Source organism: Kitasatospora sp. NPDC054939, assembly GCF_053610105.1.
In genome coordinates this window covers 1-17581 of sequence record NZ_JBSGXP010000009.1, presented here as the reverse complement: position 1 = coordinate 17581, position 17581 = coordinate 1, and the positions used below count along the sequence as shown (strand labels likewise).

Below are 17581 nucleotides of genomic sequence, written 5' to 3'. Positions count from 1 at the left end.
TGAAGAAGCAGCTTCGCGGAATCTGTGCAGGCTTCTAGAACCGGCTGCCCCGGGATGCCGAAGTGCGGGGGGAGAAGCGTTCCCCCCGCATTCTGCTGCCCTTCAGGAAGTTCGCCAAGGATTATCCAGCGAGACATCCGCCAGGGAGTTCTCGAACCCCTTGGACATATTGATCAGACCAGCCTCGATCGACGCCGCGAGAACGGCTGGGAGATTTCCGTCGAGATAGTCGCGGCTCGCGCCCACTCCGATGAGGATTCCCTTCCCTGTGGCCACTGCCAGGTGGAAGTTCGGCCCTGACCGCTGGGTGGACGGACGCCACTCGATCCCGGTGCGCAGGGGGGATCCGGCGGCCGGCTCGGCGTCTACATCGCCGAGGAAGTTGTAGTGCTTGGCGAAGGCGGTGGGGTCCGTCTCCGGCAGGCCGGCCTCCCGGAGACTCTCCCTCAGCGCATCGACGTCGTAGCAGCCGTTCATGTACGCCGTCATGGATTGGACGTAGCAGGCCCGCAGATAGTCCAGCGGGTGGGCCTCCTCGTCGACCGTGACGGTCACCGGGGCGAACTGGTTGAGCGAGCCGACCAGCGGCACCCACCGTGTGGTGAGCCGGTTGGCGGCCATCAGCGCGAAGGTCATCCGCTCGGTGCGCTTGAGCCGGGACAGCGCGAGCGCGCCGACGCCGAGCACCACCGACTGGACCGAGATCTTCAGCCGGTCGGAGAGCTCCTGCGCGGCGGTCAGTCCCTCCAGGCTGTAGAGCGACGCCCGGCGTCGCTCACTGGCGTCCTCCGGATCCCGGTCCGCCGGGACGAGCCGGCCCCAGTCCTCGGTCCAGTGCCGGACGCTCCGGGTGCCCGGTTCCTTCTGCTGCTCCTGCGCCATCTCCAGCGGCTGCACCACCGGCCCGAGCGCCCCGCCCTCCAGGAGGACACCGAGTTGCTCCTCCAGCAGCCGCAGCGCACCGTTGTCGGCCGCCACATGGTGGATCACGGTGACCAGGTGGAGTGCATCCCCCTGGTGAGTGGTGACGAATGCGCGCCACGGCAATTCGGTCTCGATGTCAATCGGATCGACAGCCGCCTCGGCACCCAGCCGGAGGGCTTCCGCGAAGCTGTCCTCGGCCAGCTCCAGCGCAGCCACCCGGGACGGGCGGTACGGGTGGACCGTCTGGGCCGGCGTCGGGCCGCTCAGGTCGAAGGTGGTCCGCAGCGACTCGTGTCTCTCCACTAACTGGAGCCAGGCGTCCATCACTTGGGCCGCACCGAGACCGAACGGCACCTCCCAGACACTGACCAGATTGGCGACCGCCCGATGGTCGGGTCCGTGTGTCTCCAGCGAACGCAGGACCGACAGCTGACCGTAGGTCACCACCCCCGTCCGGATCTCGCTCACAGCCGGGCCGCCCGGACGGCGAACTGACCGAGCATGCTCTGCTGGATCTGTGTGGTGCCCTCGATGATCTCCATCACCTTGGCGTCCCGGTAGTGGCGCTGAACGGACGCCTCCGCCCCGATGCCCTGGGCACCGTGGATCTGCACCGCGTCGGCGGCCGCCTTGACGGCGATCGTCGAGGTCCGGTACTTCGCCAGCAGGGTGTGGTTGACGGACTCCGTCTCCCCCCGCTCCTTGCTCACCCCGGCGTGGTAACAGAGCAGCCGGGCCGTGATGGTGTCGGTGAGCATGTCGGCCAGCAGTTGCTGGACCAGCTGGTGGTTGCGGATCTCGGTGCCGTACTGGGTGCGGCGGCCGGCGTACTCCGTCGCGGCCTCCAGGCACGTCTGGGCCAGACCGACCGAGCCCCAGGCGGTGCTGTAGCGGCCTAGGTCGAGGGCGCTGGAGGCGACGAAGGTGAGGCCGATGCCGGGACGCCCGACCAGGTTGGCGGCCGGGATCCGGCAGTCGTCGAGGGTGATCCGGCCGAGCATCGAGCCCCGCAGGCCGAGCAGGCCCTCGATCGGCTCTACCGACAAGCCGGGAGTGTCTCGCTCCACCAGGAAGGCGGTGTGCTGCCCGTCGAACGTGGCGAAGACCAGAAAGAGGTCCGCGATCTGCGCGAAGCTGATCCACTTCTTGGTGCCGCGCAGGACGACATCGGCGCCGTCGGCCGTCGCCGTGGTCTCGACGGCGGCGGCGTCACTGCCGATGTCCGGCTCGGTCAGGGCGAAGGCCGCCAGCGTTCGGCCCGAGGTGATCCTGGGGAGCCACCGCTGCTTCTGCTCCTCCGTTCCCCACTTGTGGATCGAGTGCGCGACCATGTCCTCCACGGCCACGAGGTTACGGACCGACTGGCAGCCTCGGCCCAGTTCCTCGGTGAGCAGTCCGTATTCGACCCAGTCCATGCCGCAGCCGCCGAACTCCTTCGGGACAGGCGCGCCAAGGTAGCCCTGCCCGGCCAGGTCGGCGACGATCTCTCGGGAGACCACTTGCTCGCGGTCGCAACGGTCCGCCTGCGGGACCAGGACACGGTCGGCGAAGGCGCGGAACTCGGCGTGGCGCTCGGCCTGCTGCGGGGTGAGGTGACTGAGTATCAACGAATTCCTTGCGAACGTGGGGGCGGGCACGTCACTCCGGTGGGAGCGGTGGCGTCCGGCTCGGAGAGGGGGAGGCTCAGCCGGCGGTGGCGGCGGCCAGGGCCGGTCCGGCGTCGGCGGCGGTGTACCGCTCACGGCCGGTCAGGTTGACCAGTACGACCTGGTCCGGGGTGATCCGCTGGGCCGCGGCCTCGTTGCGCAGCGCGGCAATGGTCGCGGCCGAGGAGTAGCAGACGTCCAGCCCCTCCAGCTCGCGGAGCATCGTACGGGCTTGGACCAGTTCGTCCTGGCTTACCGAGACGATGGAGCCACCGCTCTCGGTGGCGATGTCCCGCATGTAGGGATAGGTGGCCCGGCCGTCGCCGAGCAGAATGGCCCGGGCCAGACCTGTCGGGTGCTCGATGACGTCGTCCTCGGTGAGCTCGGCCCGTCCCTCCCGCCAGGCCACGGCCATCGGCGCGCAGGTATCCTGCTGGACCATGACGAAGCGGGGCGAGGAGGTGAGCCGGCCGCAGGCGAGGTACTCTGCCACGCCCTTGCGAACGGCCATCATCCCCATGCCGCTGCTGATGGCCTGGACGACGACGTCGGGCTTGTCGTCCATGGCGTCGAAGGCTTCCAGGTAGGTAAGCTTCAAGCCCTCGCGGCGGGCCCAGTTGAAGAACCCGCCCTCCCAGACCAGCCCCTTCCGAGCTGCGAACTCCTGGGCCACCTGGGTGGCTTGTGCGTAGTTGCCGTCCACCACGGTGAGGGACACCCGGTCGCCGGTCTCGATGTCGTGGTCGCCGGTGAAGTCACGGCCGCAGAAGAAGTGTGCCCGCATCGAGTGGTCCCTCCGCACAGCGCGGGCCAGGGCGGTGGAGCTGTTTCCGGTGCTGGAGGCGACGAACTCTTTGATCCCGAACTGCCGGAACACGGCCAGGACCACGGAGGCCAGCCGGTCCTTGGTGGTGCCGGTCGGCTGCTGGGACTCATCCTTCACCCAGAGGCGGGGCAGACCGATGACCGTTCCGAGGCGCGAGGCCGGACGGCAGGGGGTACGCACACTGATGCCGGCGTCGAATAGGCGCTCGGATTCGACCGGAAGGAAGTCCAGGTAGGTCAGCTCAGGCCGGTCACCGTCACGCTCGGTGACGCTCTCCAGGTTCATCCTGGGATCGAGCGCACCCGAACACCGGGGACATCGAAGCCGGAACTCCGGATCGGATTCCCAGCCGCAGTCGACGCATAACAGTCGGTACTTAGGTGGCGCTTCGGATTCTACACAGTGGTCGACGACCGGCATTTTGCTTTTCCCCACAGAAGTTACCGGAGCATGGACCGACCGACCCGAATCTATGCCGGAGCCACGATGCCAGTACATCTACATATGACCGAGTTGACTTACATGGACCACCTGGCGATCCATAGACAACGCTCCTCTGAACCTCCTTCACGGAGATCCGACCCGTTCTCGACACCGGGTCCAGGGCCCGCCTGATCGCCGTGGTGTCACGGCGCGGCCTCTCAGGCCAGCGCTTCGCTCCGGCCTCCCATGAGGGCGCGCGAGACGAAGCCGTCGGGCCCGCAGGGCACATCGCCGACGACGGTGGTGCGGTGCACGATCCGCTCCTCCTGGAACATCAGGCCGTCCACCGGCCCGGCATGGGCCACGGCGCGGTTGTCCCACATGACGAGGGTGTCCTGCTCCCAGCGGACCCGGGAGTGGATCTCATCCCGCCCGGCGAGCTCGTCGAGCAGGAAGTCCAGCAGGGCCGTGCTCTCGCGGGGCTTGAGGCCGCGGATGGCCTGGAGGAACACCGCGCTGACGAGCAGGCTGCGCACACCGGTCTCGGGGTGCACCCGCACCAGCGGGTGCACGGCCGCGAAGGGGCCTGCCGGCTTGCCGTCGAGGCGGGGCGCCGCCTCAGGGGCGTGCCGGGCGTGAATCGCCTGCAGAGTGTCGAGGTATCCCCGGAGGGAAGGCGAAAGCCCCTCGTAGAGCGCTTCCAGATTGGCGAAGAGGGTGTCGCCGCCGGCCGGCGGAATCTCGACACCACGCAGAATGGTGATGGCGTTCGGGTTGACCACGAAGGTGCTGTCGACATGCCACTCGGTCCGCAGGCGCCGCGGCGTCGATCCCTTCAAAGGGTGGCTGAGGCCGGCCTCGGCCTCGACCAGCGCCCGCCGCTCCTCGGACAGCGCGGTCCGCAGCACGGCGGGCTCTTCGGGCAGGCCGTTCACGATGGGATGGGCCGCAGTGGCACCGCCGAAAGCATTGGTGAGTTCGACGTGTTGCGCGTCGCTCATCGGCTGATCGCGGAAAACGAGGACCTTGTGGCGCAGCAGGGCCTCACGGAGGCGGGCCACGACGGCCGGCGACAGGTTCGCAGCGAGATCGACGCCTTCCACCTCCGCGCCAGTGATTGGTGTGAGAGGCCGAAAGCTGATTTCTAACACCAGTACCCCCAGTACTGTGGCTGTGCGGTGAAACCTCGGGCAGCCTACCCTAGGGCAGGCGCGGCTTGTCGAGCCCCGGTCAGGCCGAATATAGCAACAGGGCAGTTCGTTGGCCATGCCAGCTTCGCACCCGAAGCCTTGGTCCCGTCCACTCGACCTTACATGGCGCAATTTGGACATCGTGCCACGTATCATCCCAACCCAAAGATGGGCCTTGACGCTGCCTCATCAACGCCATAGGGTCAATTACCTAGATAAGCTTTGAATAGAAGAGATCTGGGAATACGAAATGTCGAACGAGCAGTCCGACAACTTGATGTCGGTGATTTCCGAAGTATTCGCTCCCCTTGAGGTCTCGCTGGACAGGACTTTCGATGACCTCGGCGCCACCTCCGTGTCGCTGCTCCGCCTGATGGTCTCGATCCAGAGCACGTTCGACGTCGACCTGGACGTCGTCGACATGTTCACCGTGGCCAACGTCGGCGAGCTGGTCCAGCTCGTCGAGGGCCGGATCGCTTCGAAGTAGTCCCGGCACGACGGCACGACCGGGCTCAGGCGATCCCGTCGCTTGCCCTGGAGCCGACGCATCCGGATGAGGGGACCGGAGTCCGTCCCCGCCGATCCCACCCCGCAGCCCCGTAGCCGGCCGAAGCCTCTGAGCAGGCGGCCGCCGGGATTCCGGCCCGAGGCCCGATCGCACCCACCCGGGCAGTCTGACGCACCTGACGCCGCCGGTACACACCGGGGCCCGGTCGAGCACGCCCCGGCAGTCTCACGACCGCCTATAGCCGACCGCTTCCAGGACCGTCGGGCCCGAAGAAGAAGTAGCCACTGCCCAACCGCCGAAGGGGACATCGTGACCGCGTACCCAGCTGCGAAGTACTTCCTGTCGAGCTACATCTCTCCACCCGGCAGCCTGTCCGTCATAGCGCCGCGCCATGACCAGAACATCGCGCTCTGGCGCAGTCACGACTCGCGGGTCGAACTGGTCAGGGTCTGGGAGCTTGAGCGCTTCAGCGGGCAGAAGCACCACTTCTGGCCCCTGTTCACCATCGACCGCTACCACAAGGTACTGGCCGAGCTGCTCGCGGACGAGGGGCTCTCCCCGGAGGACGTGAGCCTGTCCTGGGGCACGCCCGGCCTGCCGCATCATGCGGACATCAAGCTGCCGGCCGGCGCCGAGGACTTCCCGATCCACAGCCTCGCCCACCTCTACAGCGGGCTGCTGCTCGACTCCGAGGCGTTCCGCAGCGAGACCATCATCGGACTCGCCCTGGACGGCCGGCCCGACTTCGGCCTCGACCCGGCGAGCAAGAAGTACTGGTACACCGGCTGCGTGTCCACCAAGGGCGACGTCGACTTCGCTCCGGTCGAGTCCCCGGCTCCCATCTATGACGCCGCGTCAGCCGAGTTCGACAAGGAGCCCGGCACCCTGATGGCCCTGGCGTCGGCCTGCCCCACCGAAATCGCCTTCGACACCGAGGCGGCGGTGCGGGAGCTGGAGCTGTTCGGCGGTCGGCGGGTACCGCTGGTCGACACCCTCCCGTTCGTCCAGGACGTGATCCGTGCAGCCGAATCCCAGCTGCCGTCCATGGAGTTGGACAGCCGCTTCAGCGACCGGGAGCACCTGCAGTCCGCGGTCATGAAGATCGTCCAGACGGCCTGCGAACTCGTCATGGTGCGCAACGTCGACCGGCTGCTGGAGTCGGCGGGAGTGGAACCGAGCCAGGCGTACCTCTCCCTGAGCGGGGGCTTCGCCCTCAACTGCCCGACCAACTCCTTCCTCCTTCGCCGCTACGGTTTCAAGGGCCTGCTCACTCCGCCGAGCGCCAACGACTCCGGCCAGTCCCTAGGGCTCGGCCTCCTCGGCCTCCTCGGCGAGGGCCTGCTCCCGGGCGGCGGCTTCCAGCTCAAGTCCGCCTACTACGGCTCCGAACTGACCGACGTCGAGAGCGCGTTGCGGCAGTTCGACGACTTCATCGATGACGTCCAGGACTTCACCGAGGCCCAGTTCGTCGAGGACCTCTCCACCGGACCGCTGGTGTGGGCGGACGGGGCGGCCGAGATCGGTCCGCGAGCGCTGGGCCACCGGAGCATCCTCGCCGACCCCCGCTCGCCCCGGTCGAAGGACCTGCTGAACGACTGGAAGGGCCGGCAGTGGTGGCGCCCCGTCGCCCCGATCGTCCTGGAGGAGTACAGCGGCGAGTGGTTCGAGGACCCCTGGCCCTCGCCCTACATGCTCGAGACGGCGTACGTCACCGAGTCCAAGCGCCGGCTCGTCCCGGCCATCCTCCACCTCGACGACTCGGCCCGGCGCCAGACCCTGTCCGCCGGGACCAACCCCCTGCTCTACCGGGCGATCGAGGCGTTCCGGCGGGCCACCGGGGTGCCGATGGTGTGCAACACCTCCCTGAACGACAAGGGTGAGCCGGTGGTGCACACGGCGGCACAGGCCCTGAACTTCGCCATCCGCAAGGGCGCCGCCGTTGCCTACATCGCGGGCCGGCGGGTCCGGTTGCGCGCGGAGGCCCGCGGCCACAGCCCGGTCCCCACGCGTCGGCACGATCGCCGCGAGGAGCTCTTCGCGGGCCAGGAGCAGGACCGCGACGCGATCTGGCAGTCCTGGGTCGACTCGGGCTACACCACCGCGGCCATGGTCCTGATGTCCCGCTCCCCCGAGCTGCGCGATCAGGGGCTGGCGACGCCCGCCATGGTCAACCAACTGGCCGAGGTCGCGGCCGCCCGGGATGCGAGCGGCACGCTGGCCCTCGCCGCGGCGAAGCACGCGCGGATGTTCGGGCCGGCCGCCGTCTACGATCCCGAATCCGCGGAAGGAGCAGCTTTCTGACCGATCGGCGGGTGCGCTGACGGCAGACCGGATAGCCCCTGGGGCCGCCGCGACGGTGTGTTCCGAAGCAGGCCATCGCCCGGTCTCGATCGCGCAACGGTCCGATCGGTGATCGTGCCGCCATGTCCGGCTTCGCTCAGCAGTCTGGAGAGTCAGAGCAGTGAACACGGAATCACTTTGGGCGCAGACCTCCGAAGTCGCTTACATGGGCGAGGACGGACGGGCCGCGCATCCCTCGCACTCGGCCGTGACCGAGCGGATCGCGGCCCTCCAGGCCGGGGCGCCGTTCGAACTGCTCGACTGCGGCATCCTCTCCGGGGTCACCTACCGCCACCTGCTGGCGGCCGGCCTGGAGGTCGACTACACCGGCATCGACATCAGCGAGGCCGCCCTCGCCCACTGCCGCGAGCTCCACCCCGAGGCGCGGTGGCGGCAGATGAGCGTCACCGACCTCGCCTTCCCCGACGGCTCGTTCGACGTGGTCAACTGCCGCCACCTGCTGGAAACCCTGCCGTACTACGAGACCGCCGTCCGCGAGGCGTTCCGGGTCGCCCGCCGCACCGTGGCGATCTGCATGTTCCAGGTACCGCAGGAGCCCGAGGTACTGCTGCGGCGGGAGACGGCGAACGGCTACATCTGGCTCAACCGCTACGCCCCCGGCCCGTTCGAGGCACTGCTTCACTCGCTCTCGGAATCGGTCGAGACCGTCGACGTCACCGCGGACAACGGTCGAAACCGGATCTTCTTCTGCACCAAGCGATCCGCGTAGCCGCTGCCCATCCGGCAGGACGGACGACGCGCGCCCCTGCCCCCGACCGTCGCGAGGCAATCTCATGACACTCCATCACTCCGCAACGCCGGTCACGGAATCCGCAGTGGACACGGGATCGCTCTGGGCCCGGACTTCCGACGTGGCCCACATGGGCGAGGACGTCCGAGCCGCGCATCCGTCGCACTCGGCCGTGACCGAGCGGATCGCGGCCCTCCAGGCCGGGGCGCCGTTCGAACTGCTCGACTGCGGCATCCTCTCCGGGGTCACCTACCGCCACCTGCTGGCGGCCGGCCTGGAGGTCGACTACACCGGCATCGACATCGGCGAGGCCGCCCTCGCCCACTGCCGCGAGCTCCACCCCGAGGCGCGGTGGCGGCAGATGAGCGTCACCGACCTCGCCTTCCCCGACGGCTCGTTCGACGTGGTCAACTGCCGCCACCTGCTGGAGCACCTGCCGTACTACGAGACCGCCGTCCGCGAGCTGTTCCGGGTCGCCCGCCGCACCGTGGCGATCTGCATGTTCCAGGTACCGCAGGAGCCCGAGGTACTGCTGCGGCGGGAGACGGCGAACGGCTACATCTGGCTCAACCGCTACGCCCCCGGCCCGTTCGAGGCACTGCTGCACTCGCTCTCGGAATCGGTCGAGATCATCGACGTGCCCGCCGACCACCGTCGGAACCAGGTCTACCTCTGCACCAAGCGACCCGCGTAGCCGTGGCCCCGCTCCGGCAGGACGGGTGACGTACGTCCTCGCCCCGAACTCCTCAAGGCAACCTTCATGAAACTCCCGCACTCCGCAACGCCCGTGCCCGGCACCGAAATCGGCGGGCACCTCGCCGATCTTCCCGTCGCGCCGGAGCTCCCGTTGGACCGGGCCCATCCGGCGCAGCGGGACCTCCGCGGCGACTCAGTGCCCTTCATGGTGTCCCCTTCGGCGACGGCCGCGCTGCGGCAGCTGGGTGAAGCCTGTGGAGCCGGGCTCCCGGCGGCGGCCTTCGCCCTCTACCTGGCACTGCTGCACCGGTACAGCGGGCAGTCCGAGCTCGTGGTCGGGGTGTCCAACGGCGCCGGGCTGACCACCCCGGTCCGCGCCGAGGTCGGCGGGAGCTTCCGGGAGCTGGTCCGGCTGGCGGGCGCCCGGCTGGCGGAGGCCGAGCAGGCCCGTACCGCGACGCCCGTACATCTGTGGCCGGGCTTCTCCTGCCGGCCGGCGCCGCGCGTCGCCCCGGAGACCGCATCCTGCGACCTGGATCTGCACCTCTCATACGCCGAGGGCGAACTGACCGGTCAGCTGGTCTTCGCGACCGATGTCCTCGATCCCGCCACCGCCCGCCGCGCGGTGGAGCACCTGCTCCGGCTCCTCGAAGGCGCGACGGCCGATCCGGACCGGCCGGTGGCCGAGCTGCCCCTGCTCACCGCCGAGGAGGAGCACACCGTCGCCACGCTGAACGGCGTCGCGGGCGAGCCGACGGACCTGAGCTTCCACCGGCTCTTCGAGGCGCAGGCCGCCCGCACCCCGGAGGCGATCGCGGTCCGGGCGGAGGGCGCCTCCCTCAGCTACCGCGAACTCAACTGCCGGGCCAACCAGTTAGCCGACCTGCTGCGCGAGATCGGGGTCGGCCCCGAGGTGACGGTGGGCATCTGCGCCGACCGCGACGTGCGGCTGCTGGTGGCCGTGCTCGGCGTCCTCAAGGCCGGCGGCGCGTACGTACCGGTGGATCCGAACGACCCGGTCGAGCGGCGGGACGGCATCCTCCGCGACGCGGCCGTGCGGGCCGTGGTCGCGACGGCTCCGCTCGGCACCGCACACCAGGTGATCGAACTCGACGCCGAGCTGGCCGTGCTGGCCGGCCGCCCGACGGAGAACCCGCCCCCTGAGCGCTCGGCCTGCGGCGATGCCGCGTACCTGCTCTACACCTCCGGCTCCACCGGCAAGCCCAAGGGCGTGGTGATCGAACACCGCCAGCTCGTCGGCTACACCCGCGCCGTCATCCGGCGGCTCGGCATCGACGGGCCGCTCAGCTTCGCGATGGTGCAGCCGCTGACGGTGGACTCCAGCGTCACGGCCTTCGCCCCGCCGCTGTGCACGGGCGGCGAGGTGCACCTGATCTCCCGCAAAAGCGCCCTGGACGCCGACCGGCTGGCCGACTGGGTGCAGATCTGGGGGGTCGACTGCCTGAAGATCGCGCCCTCCCACCTCCGGGCCCTCCAGTCCTCCCCGCGCTTCGCTGAGCTCCTGCCGCGCCGTCTGCTGGTCATCGGCGGCGAGGCCTCCGACTGGCGCTGGCTGCGCGCCCTCCAGCGCCTGGTGCCGCACTGCCGGGTCTTCAACCACTACGGCCCGACCGAGACCACCGTTGGCGTGCTGACCCTCGCCGTGGCCGACCACCCGGACGCCGAATGGGAGACCGCGCCGATCGGTGTTCCCCTGCCGGGCACCCAGGCCCACGTCGTGGACCCCGCAGGCCGGCCCACGCCCGTCGGCGTCGCCGGCGAGCTGCTGATCGGCGGCGACAACCTCGCCCGTGGCTACCACCGCCGGGACGACCTCACCGCTGCGGCCTTCGTCCCGGACACCCTCGGCGGCGGGCCGGGCTCCCGCCTCTACCGCACCGGCGACATCGTCCGCCGCCTGGCCGACGGGACGATCGCCTTCCTCGGCCGGCGCGACGACCAGATCAAGGTCCGCGGCTTCCGGGTCGCCCTGGGCGAGATCGAGGCCGCCCTGAAGAGCCACCCCGAGGTGCGCCACGCCATCGCCATCGTCCGCGAGGACCTCCCCGGCAACCGGCAGGTGGTCGCCTACATCGAGCCGTACGGCCCCGGGTTCAGCACCGCCGGGCTGGAGCGCCACCTGCGGGCGCGACTCTCCCCGCACATGGTCCCGCAGGCGATGGTGACACTCGACCGGCTGCCGCTCTCCGGGCACGGCAAGGTCGACCGCAGCAAGCTGCCCCGGCCCACCGAGCCCGCCGCCGCGCCGCTGCCACCGCGGAACGAGCTGGAGCGGCTGGTGGCGCGGGTGTGGCAGGAGGTCTTCCGCATCGAGGCGGTCGGCGCCGACCAGAACTTCTTCGACCTCGGCGGGCACTCCCTGCTCATGGTCGAGCTGCACCACCGGCTCCGGGCGGCGACCGGCCGGGAGATCGAACTGCTGGACCTGTTCCAGCACACCACCGTCCGGGCCCAGGCCGAGTTGCTCTCGCAGCACAAGCAGGGGGCGGCACCCGTCACCACCCGCAGCCGGGGGGCCCAGCAGAACGCCCTACTGAAGCGCCGCCAGCAGCAGTTGCAAGCGAAGCGAGGTCACCATGAGTGAGTACTCCCCCGAGCTCGCCCCCACCGTGGACACCGAGCCGGACTCTGAGCGTGACTCCGAACAGGCCGACGGGTTCTCCGAGTTCGACGACAGTCTGGACATCGCCGTCATCGGCATGGCCGGCCGCTTCCCCGGCGCCCGGACGGTCGAGGAGTACTGGAGCAACCTCAAAGCCGGCGTCTGCTCCGTCACCCGCTTCGAGGACGAGGAGCTCGCCGCCCGGGGCGTGGACGCCGCCACCATGGCCGACCCGAACTTCGTCGGCGCGGGGTACGTGCTGGAGGACAGCGAGAAGTTCGACGCCGCCTTCTTCGGCTACTCCCCGCGCGAGGCCGAACTCATGGACCCCCAGCACCGGGTCCTGCTCGAGTGCGCCTGGGCCGCTCTGGAGAGCTCCGGACACGACGGCGATCGCCAGGACGGCCTGGTCGGCGTCTACGCGGGTGCGGGCAACAACACCTACCTGCTCGTCAACATCGCCTCCCAGCCCGGCGCCGCGCAGATCCTCGGCGACAAGCAGACGGTGATCGGCAACCGGCCCGACTTCCTCGCCAGCCGGGTCTCCTACAAGCTCGGGCTGGAGGGCCCCGCCCTCAGCATCCAGTCCGCCTGCTCCACTTCGCTGGTCGCCGTGGTCGAGGCGTGCCAGGCGCTGCTGGCCTACCAGTGCGACACCGCGCTGGCCGGCGGCGTCGCCGTCGACGGGACCAGGAGCAAGGGGTACGTCTACCGCCCGGACGGCATCTTCTCGCCGGACGGCTACTGCCGCACCTTCGACGCCTGCGCCCAGGGGACCGTGGGCGGCGACGGTGTCGGGATGGTGGTGCTCAAGCGCCTCAAGGACGCGATCACCGACAACGACCACATCCACGCGGTCATCAAGGGCTCCGCCCTGAACAACGACGGCTCCCGCCGGGCCGGCTTCAGCGCGCCCAGCGCCGCCACCCAGTCCGCCGCTATCTCCACCGCGCTGGCGAACGCGGACGTGCCGGCCGCGAGCATCGGCTACGTCGAGTTGCACGGGACGGCCACCATCCTGGGTGATCCGATCGAGTTCTCCGCGCTCGCCTCGGCCTACTCCGGCGTGCCGGAGCACAGCTGCGCCCTCGGATCCGCCAAGACCAACATCGGCCACCTCGACTCGGCCGCCGGGGTCGCCGGACTGATCAAGACCGTACTGGCCGTGGAGCACGGGCAGCTGCCACCCACCCTGCACTTCGAGCGGCCCAACCCCCGGATCGACCTGGCCGCCAGCCCGTTCTACGTCAACACCGAGCTGCTGCCGTGGCCCGAGGGCGACGGCCCGCGCCGCGCCGGGGTCAGTTCCTTCGGGCTCGGCGGCACCAACGCCCACGTCATCCTCGAGCAGGCCCCGGAGCTGGCGCGCGAGCCCCGGCCGGCGGACGGCGCCGAGCAGTTGCTGGTGCTCTCCGCCAAGAGCCCGGAGGCCCTGGAAGCGGCCACCGACCAGCTGCACGACCACCTCCGGGCGCACCGCGAACTCCCCCTGGACGATGTCGCGTTCACCCTCCAGCGGGGCCGCCGGGCGTTCCCGTACCGGCGGACACTGGTCGCCGGCAGCACCGAGGAGGCGCTGGAGGCGCTCGACGCCCGCGACGACGGCCGACTGCTCACCGCGACCGCACCCGAGGCGACGCACCGGCCGGTAGCCTTCATGTTCACCGGCTTCGGCGCCCAGTTCCCCGGCATGGCGCGCGAACTCTACGCCCAGGAGGCCGAGTTCAGGGACGCGCTGGACGAGTGCGCCGGGCTGCTGGAGCCCCTGCTCGGCACGGACATCCGCGCATTCGTCCTCACCGTCGACGAGTTCGCGGCCGCCGCTCCCGGGCAGCCCTTCGACTTCCGCAAGCTGCTGCTCCAGCCGGAGCGCAGCGAGCACCCGCTGGACCAGCCGCGCCTCGGATACCCCACGGTGTTCGCCCTTGAGTACGCCCTGGTCAAGCTCTGGGCCGCCTGGGGGGTCGAGCCCGAGGTGATGATCGGCCACAGCCTGGGCGAGTACGTCGCGGCGTGCGTGGCCGGGGTCTTCTCGCTGCCCGACGCGCTGCGTCTGGTCGCGGAGCGCGCGCGGCTGATCGAGGAGCAGGGCGAGGGCGCGATGCTCGCCGTACCGCTCTCCGAGGGGGCCGTCGCACGGTACACGGACGCGGAGGTCTGCCTCGCCGCGATCAACGGCCCGCAGACCTGCGTGCTCTCCGGCACCGTCGAGGGCATCGAGCGGGTGGCCGGCGAACTGCTGGCCGCCGACATCGCCACCCGTCGGCTGACCACCCGCTTCGCCTTCCACTCCCCGATGATGGACCCCGTCGTCGAGCGCTACGCCGAACTGGTCCGCTCGGTGCGGCTGAACGCTCCGGCCCTGCCGTTCGTCTCCAACCTGACCGGCACCTGGATCACCGACGACGAGGCCACCAGCCCCGAGTACTGGGCCCGGCACGTCCGGGAGAGCGTGCGATTCGCGGACGGCCTGGCCACGGTGTGGTCCGTCCCGGACATCGCGATCGTCGAGATCGGCCCCGCGCCGACCCTGACCCCCGGGGCCCTCCAGCACCCCGCCGCGGCCGGCACCGACCGGGTCGTCGTCCCCTCCCTGCCCGGCGCCTTCCTCGGGCAGAGCGACCGCACCGCACTCCTGCGGGCCGCCGGACGCCTCTGGCTGGCCGGCCGCGCCCGCCCCTTCCCGGCCCCGGTCGGCGCCCGCCGGGTGCCACTGCCCGGCTACCCCTTCCAGCGGCGCACCTACTGGCTCGAACCCGGCGCCGCCCGGCCCGGCGGCGGGGGCTCGGCCCAGCAGCGGCGCGGCACCCTGCCGCAGTGGTTCTACGCGCCGTCCTGGCAGCGGCTCGCCGCCGCACCCCGGCCCGCCGAGGCGGAGCTGGCCAGCCGGAGCTGGCTCGTCTTCGCGGACGCGGCCGGTGTCGGCCACGGCCTCGCCGACCGGCTCGAAGCCCTCGGCGCCACCGTGCGCACGGTCGTCCAGGGCGCCGAATGGCAGCACGGGGGCGAGCGCGAGTACGTCCTCGACCCCGCCCGAGCGGACCACTTCCACCGGCTCGCCGAGGCACTGCGCGCCGAGGGAGCGTTGCCCGAGCGCGTGGTGCACTGCTGGAGCGTCGGCGACGACGCCGACCGGGCGGCGGCCCCCGAGGACGTCCGGGCCCTGCTGAACCGTTCCTTCGACAGCCTGGTCCACTGGGTCCAGGCCACCGAGGACGAGCTGACGACCCGGGAACAGCGCTGGGACGTGCTGTCCAGCGAGGTCTACGCCGTCCTCGGGGACGAGCCGCTCTGCCCGCCCAAGGCCACCGTCCAGGGCCTGTGCAAGGTGCTGCCGCAGGAGTACCCCTCGCTCAGCTGCGTCCAGTTCGACCTGCGCCTCGACGGCGGGCAGGCCGCGCCCGGGCTGGTCGACGACCTGCTGGCCGACCTCGCCGCCCCGCCCGGCGAGCGCACGATCGCGCTGCGCGGACGCCACCGCTGGGCGCCCTCGTACGTGACCTGCACGCCGCCCGCGCGCGAGGACGCGCCGGTCCGGGACGGCGGGGTGTACCTCGTCACCGGCGGCCTGGGGAAGATCGGCCTGCTGATGGCCCGCGCCCTCGTCGACCGGGCGAAGGTGCGCCTGGTGCTGATCGGGCGGACGGGCCTGCCGCCCCGGGAGAGCTGGGCCGACCCGCAGCACCCGGAGTCGGTGCGGGCCGTGATCGGTGCCGTCCGGGAGATCGAGGCGCTCGGCTCCGAGGTCCTGGTGGCCGCCGCCGACGTCTCCGACCCGGCGGCCGTGCTGGCCCTGAAGGACCGCGTCCTGCGGGAGTTCGGCCCGATCGACGGCCTGCTGCACTGCGCCGGCACGACCGGCACCGCCGCCCACCGGGAGGTCGCGGTGCTGAAGCGGGAGGAGGCCTCCTGGCACTTCGGTCCCAAGCTCTACGGCACCCAGGTGCTGCACGAGGCGCTGGCCGACCAGCGCCTGGACTTCGCGGTCATCTGCTCCTCGATCGCCTCGCTGCTCGGCGGCCTCGGCTTCGGCGCGTACGCCGCCGCGAACGCCGCGCTCGACGCCTTCGCCCAGCGGCACCACAGCGCCGCCCTGCCCTGGACCAGCGTCAACTGGGAGGCCTGGTACTTCTCGAACCAGGACCGGGCCGATTCGGAACTCGGTGCGGCGGTGCGGGAGTTGGCCCTCACGCCGGCCGAAGGGCGACAGGTGGTCGACAGCCTGCTCAACGCGGCTCCGCAGCCGCAGATCGTCATCTCCACCGGCGATCTGATGCTACGTCACGAACTCTGGTCCGACCCGGTCGCCGACACTCCGGCCCCGGCCCGACGGCACGAGCGCCCCAACCTGCGCAACCCCTTCGTCGCACCGAACGGCGAGACCGAACACCGGGTCGCGGAGATCTGGCAGGAGCTGCTCGGCGTGGAGAGCGTCGGCGTGCAGGACAACTTCTTCGAACTGGGCGGCAGTTCACTGCTCGGCCTCCGGGTCGTCCACCGACTGCGTCAGGAGCTGGCCGTGACCGTACCGCTCACCATCGTCTACGAGGGCCCCACCGTGCGCACGCTCGCCGTCCTCATCGACAACCTGCGGGCCTCCCGGTGAAGGCGGCCGGCGGTGGTGTCGCGATCATCGGGATGGCGGGGCGCTTCCCCGGCGCCGGAGACCTGACCGAGTTCTGGTCGAACCTGCGCGACGGCGTCGAGTCGATCGTCGCCCTGACGGACGAGGAGCTGGCCGAGGCCGGGGTGCCCCCCGAGGTCCACGGGCAGCCGAACTACGTCAAGGCCGCCCCCCGGTTCGCCGGGAGCGACCTGTTCGACGCGGAGTTCTTCGGGTACACCGCCCGCGAGGCCGAGATCATGGACCCGCAGCACCGCCTCTTCCTGGAGACGGCCTGGTCCGCGCTGGAGAACTCCGGCTACGACGCCGCCCGGTACGACGGCGGCATCGGCGTCTTCGGCGGCGCGGGCGCCAACCGCTACGTCCAGCACGTCTACTCGCACCAGCAGATCGTGGAGACCCTGGGCCAGACCCAGATCCTGGTCGGCAACGAACTCGGCTTCCTGGCCTCCCGGGTGTCGTACAAGCTCGACCTGCGCGGCCCCGCCGTCTCGATGCGCACCGCGTGCTCGACCGCGCTGGTCGCGGCACACACGGCCTGCCGGAGCCTGCTCGCCGGGGAGTGCGACCTCGCCCTGTCGGGCGGCGTCCACGTCGACCCGAACCCGGGCACCGGCTACCTCTACCAGGACGGATCCTTCGTCTCCCCGGACGGGCACGTCCGCCCGTTCGACGCGGACGCCCGGGGAACCGTCTTCGGCACCGGGGTCGGCGTGGTCGTGCTGAAGCGGCTGGAGGACGCGCTCGCCGACGGCGACACCGTCCACGCCGTGATCAGGGGATCGGCCGTCAACAACGACGGTGCGGTGAAGGTCGGCTTCACCGCACCCAGTGTGACCGGCCAGGCCGCCGTGATCGCCGCCGCGCACACCGACGCGGGCGTCTCCCCCGCGGACATCGACTACGTCGAGACCCACGGCACGGGCACCTCGCTGGGCGACTCGATCGAGGTGCAGGCGCTGTCCCGGGCGTTCGGCGGCACCGGTTCCTGCACCATCGGCTCGCTCAAGGGCAACATCGGCCACCTCGA

The 17581-nt window shown here is 70.7% G+C and carries 11 protein-coding genes; 7 read left to right on the top strand and 4 right to left on the bottom strand.

The window, feature by feature from the left end; all coding sequences use genetic code 11:
• Window positions 1-102: 102 nt before the first annotated feature.
• The 4 genes from ACWGB8_RS04550 to ACWGB8_RS04535 form a co-directional block, all read right to left on the bottom strand.
• Window positions 103-1392 carry a condensation domain-containing protein gene (locus ACWGB8_RS04550; protein ID WP_452210194.1) on the bottom strand — a complete coding sequence of 430 codons (1290 nt, stop codon included), beginning with the start codon at window positions 1390-1392 and terminating at the stop codon, window positions 103-105.
• Window positions 1389-2531, bottom strand: a complete 1143-nt coding sequence (locus tag ACWGB8_RS04545; protein ID WP_452210192.1) for an acyl-CoA dehydrogenase family protein — start codon at window positions 2529-2531, stop codon at window positions 1389-1391. The genes ACWGB8_RS04550 and ACWGB8_RS04545 overlap by 4 nt, the downstream gene beginning before the upstream one ends.
• Window positions 2532-2607: 76 nt before the next feature.
• Entirely contained in the window at window positions 2608-3681 is a 1074-nt protein-coding gene (locus ACWGB8_RS04540; RefSeq protein ID WP_452210190.1) for a threonine synthase, read from the bottom strand.
• A 356-nt stretch (window positions 3682-4037) separates the two neighbouring features.
• Window positions 4038-5087, bottom strand: coding sequence for a TauD/TfdA dioxygenase family protein (locus tag ACWGB8_RS04535; RefSeq protein WP_452210189.1), 1050 nt, complete (start codon window positions 5085-5087; stop codon window positions 4038-4040).
• 205 nt (window positions 5088-5292) lie between these two features.
• On the opposite strand from ACWGB8_RS04535, the gene ACWGB8_RS04530 reads away from it, so the two are divergent.
• The 7 genes from ACWGB8_RS04530 to ACWGB8_RS04500 form a co-directional block, all read left to right on the top strand.
• A complete protein-coding gene (locus ACWGB8_RS04530; RefSeq protein WP_452210187.1) occupies window positions 5293-5496 on the top strand; it encodes an acyl carrier protein in 204 nt (67 codons plus the stop codon).
• Window positions 5497-5826: 330 nt separating this feature from the next.
• Window positions 5827-7818 carry a carbamoyltransferase C-terminal domain-containing protein gene (locus ACWGB8_RS04525; protein ID WP_452210185.1) on the top strand — a complete coding sequence of 664 codons (1992 nt, stop codon included), beginning with the start codon at window positions 5827-5829 and terminating at the stop codon, window positions 7816-7818.
• A 205-nt stretch (window positions 7819-8023) separates the two neighbouring features.
• On the top strand, window positions 8024-8587 hold the full coding sequence (locus tag ACWGB8_RS04520; protein ID WP_452210183.1) for a class I SAM-dependent methyltransferase: 564 nt from the start codon (window positions 8024-8026) through the stop codon (window positions 8585-8587).
• 106 nt (window positions 8588-8693) lie between these two features.
• A complete protein-coding gene (locus ACWGB8_RS04515; RefSeq protein ID WP_452210181.1) occupies window positions 8694-9302 on the top strand; it encodes a class I SAM-dependent methyltransferase in 609 nt (202 codons plus the stop codon).
• Window positions 9303-9509: 207 nt separating this feature from the next.
• On the top strand, window positions 9510-11909 hold the full coding sequence (locus tag ACWGB8_RS04510) for a non-ribosomal peptide synthetase (RefSeq protein ID WP_452210178.1): 2400 nt from the start codon (window positions 9510-9512) through the stop codon (window positions 11907-11909).
• On the top strand, window positions 11902-16533 hold the full coding sequence (locus tag ACWGB8_RS04505; protein WP_452210176.1) for an SDR family NAD(P)-dependent oxidoreductase: 4632 nt from the start codon (window positions 11902-11904) through the stop codon (window positions 16531-16533). Before ACWGB8_RS04510 ends, ACWGB8_RS04505 begins: the two co-directional genes overlap by 8 nt.
• 32 nt (window positions 16534-16565) lie before the next feature.
• A partial coding sequence (locus tag ACWGB8_RS04500; protein ID WP_452210174.1) for a beta-ketoacyl synthase N-terminal-like domain-containing protein occupies window positions 16566-17581 on the top strand: 1016 nt, incomplete at its 3' end.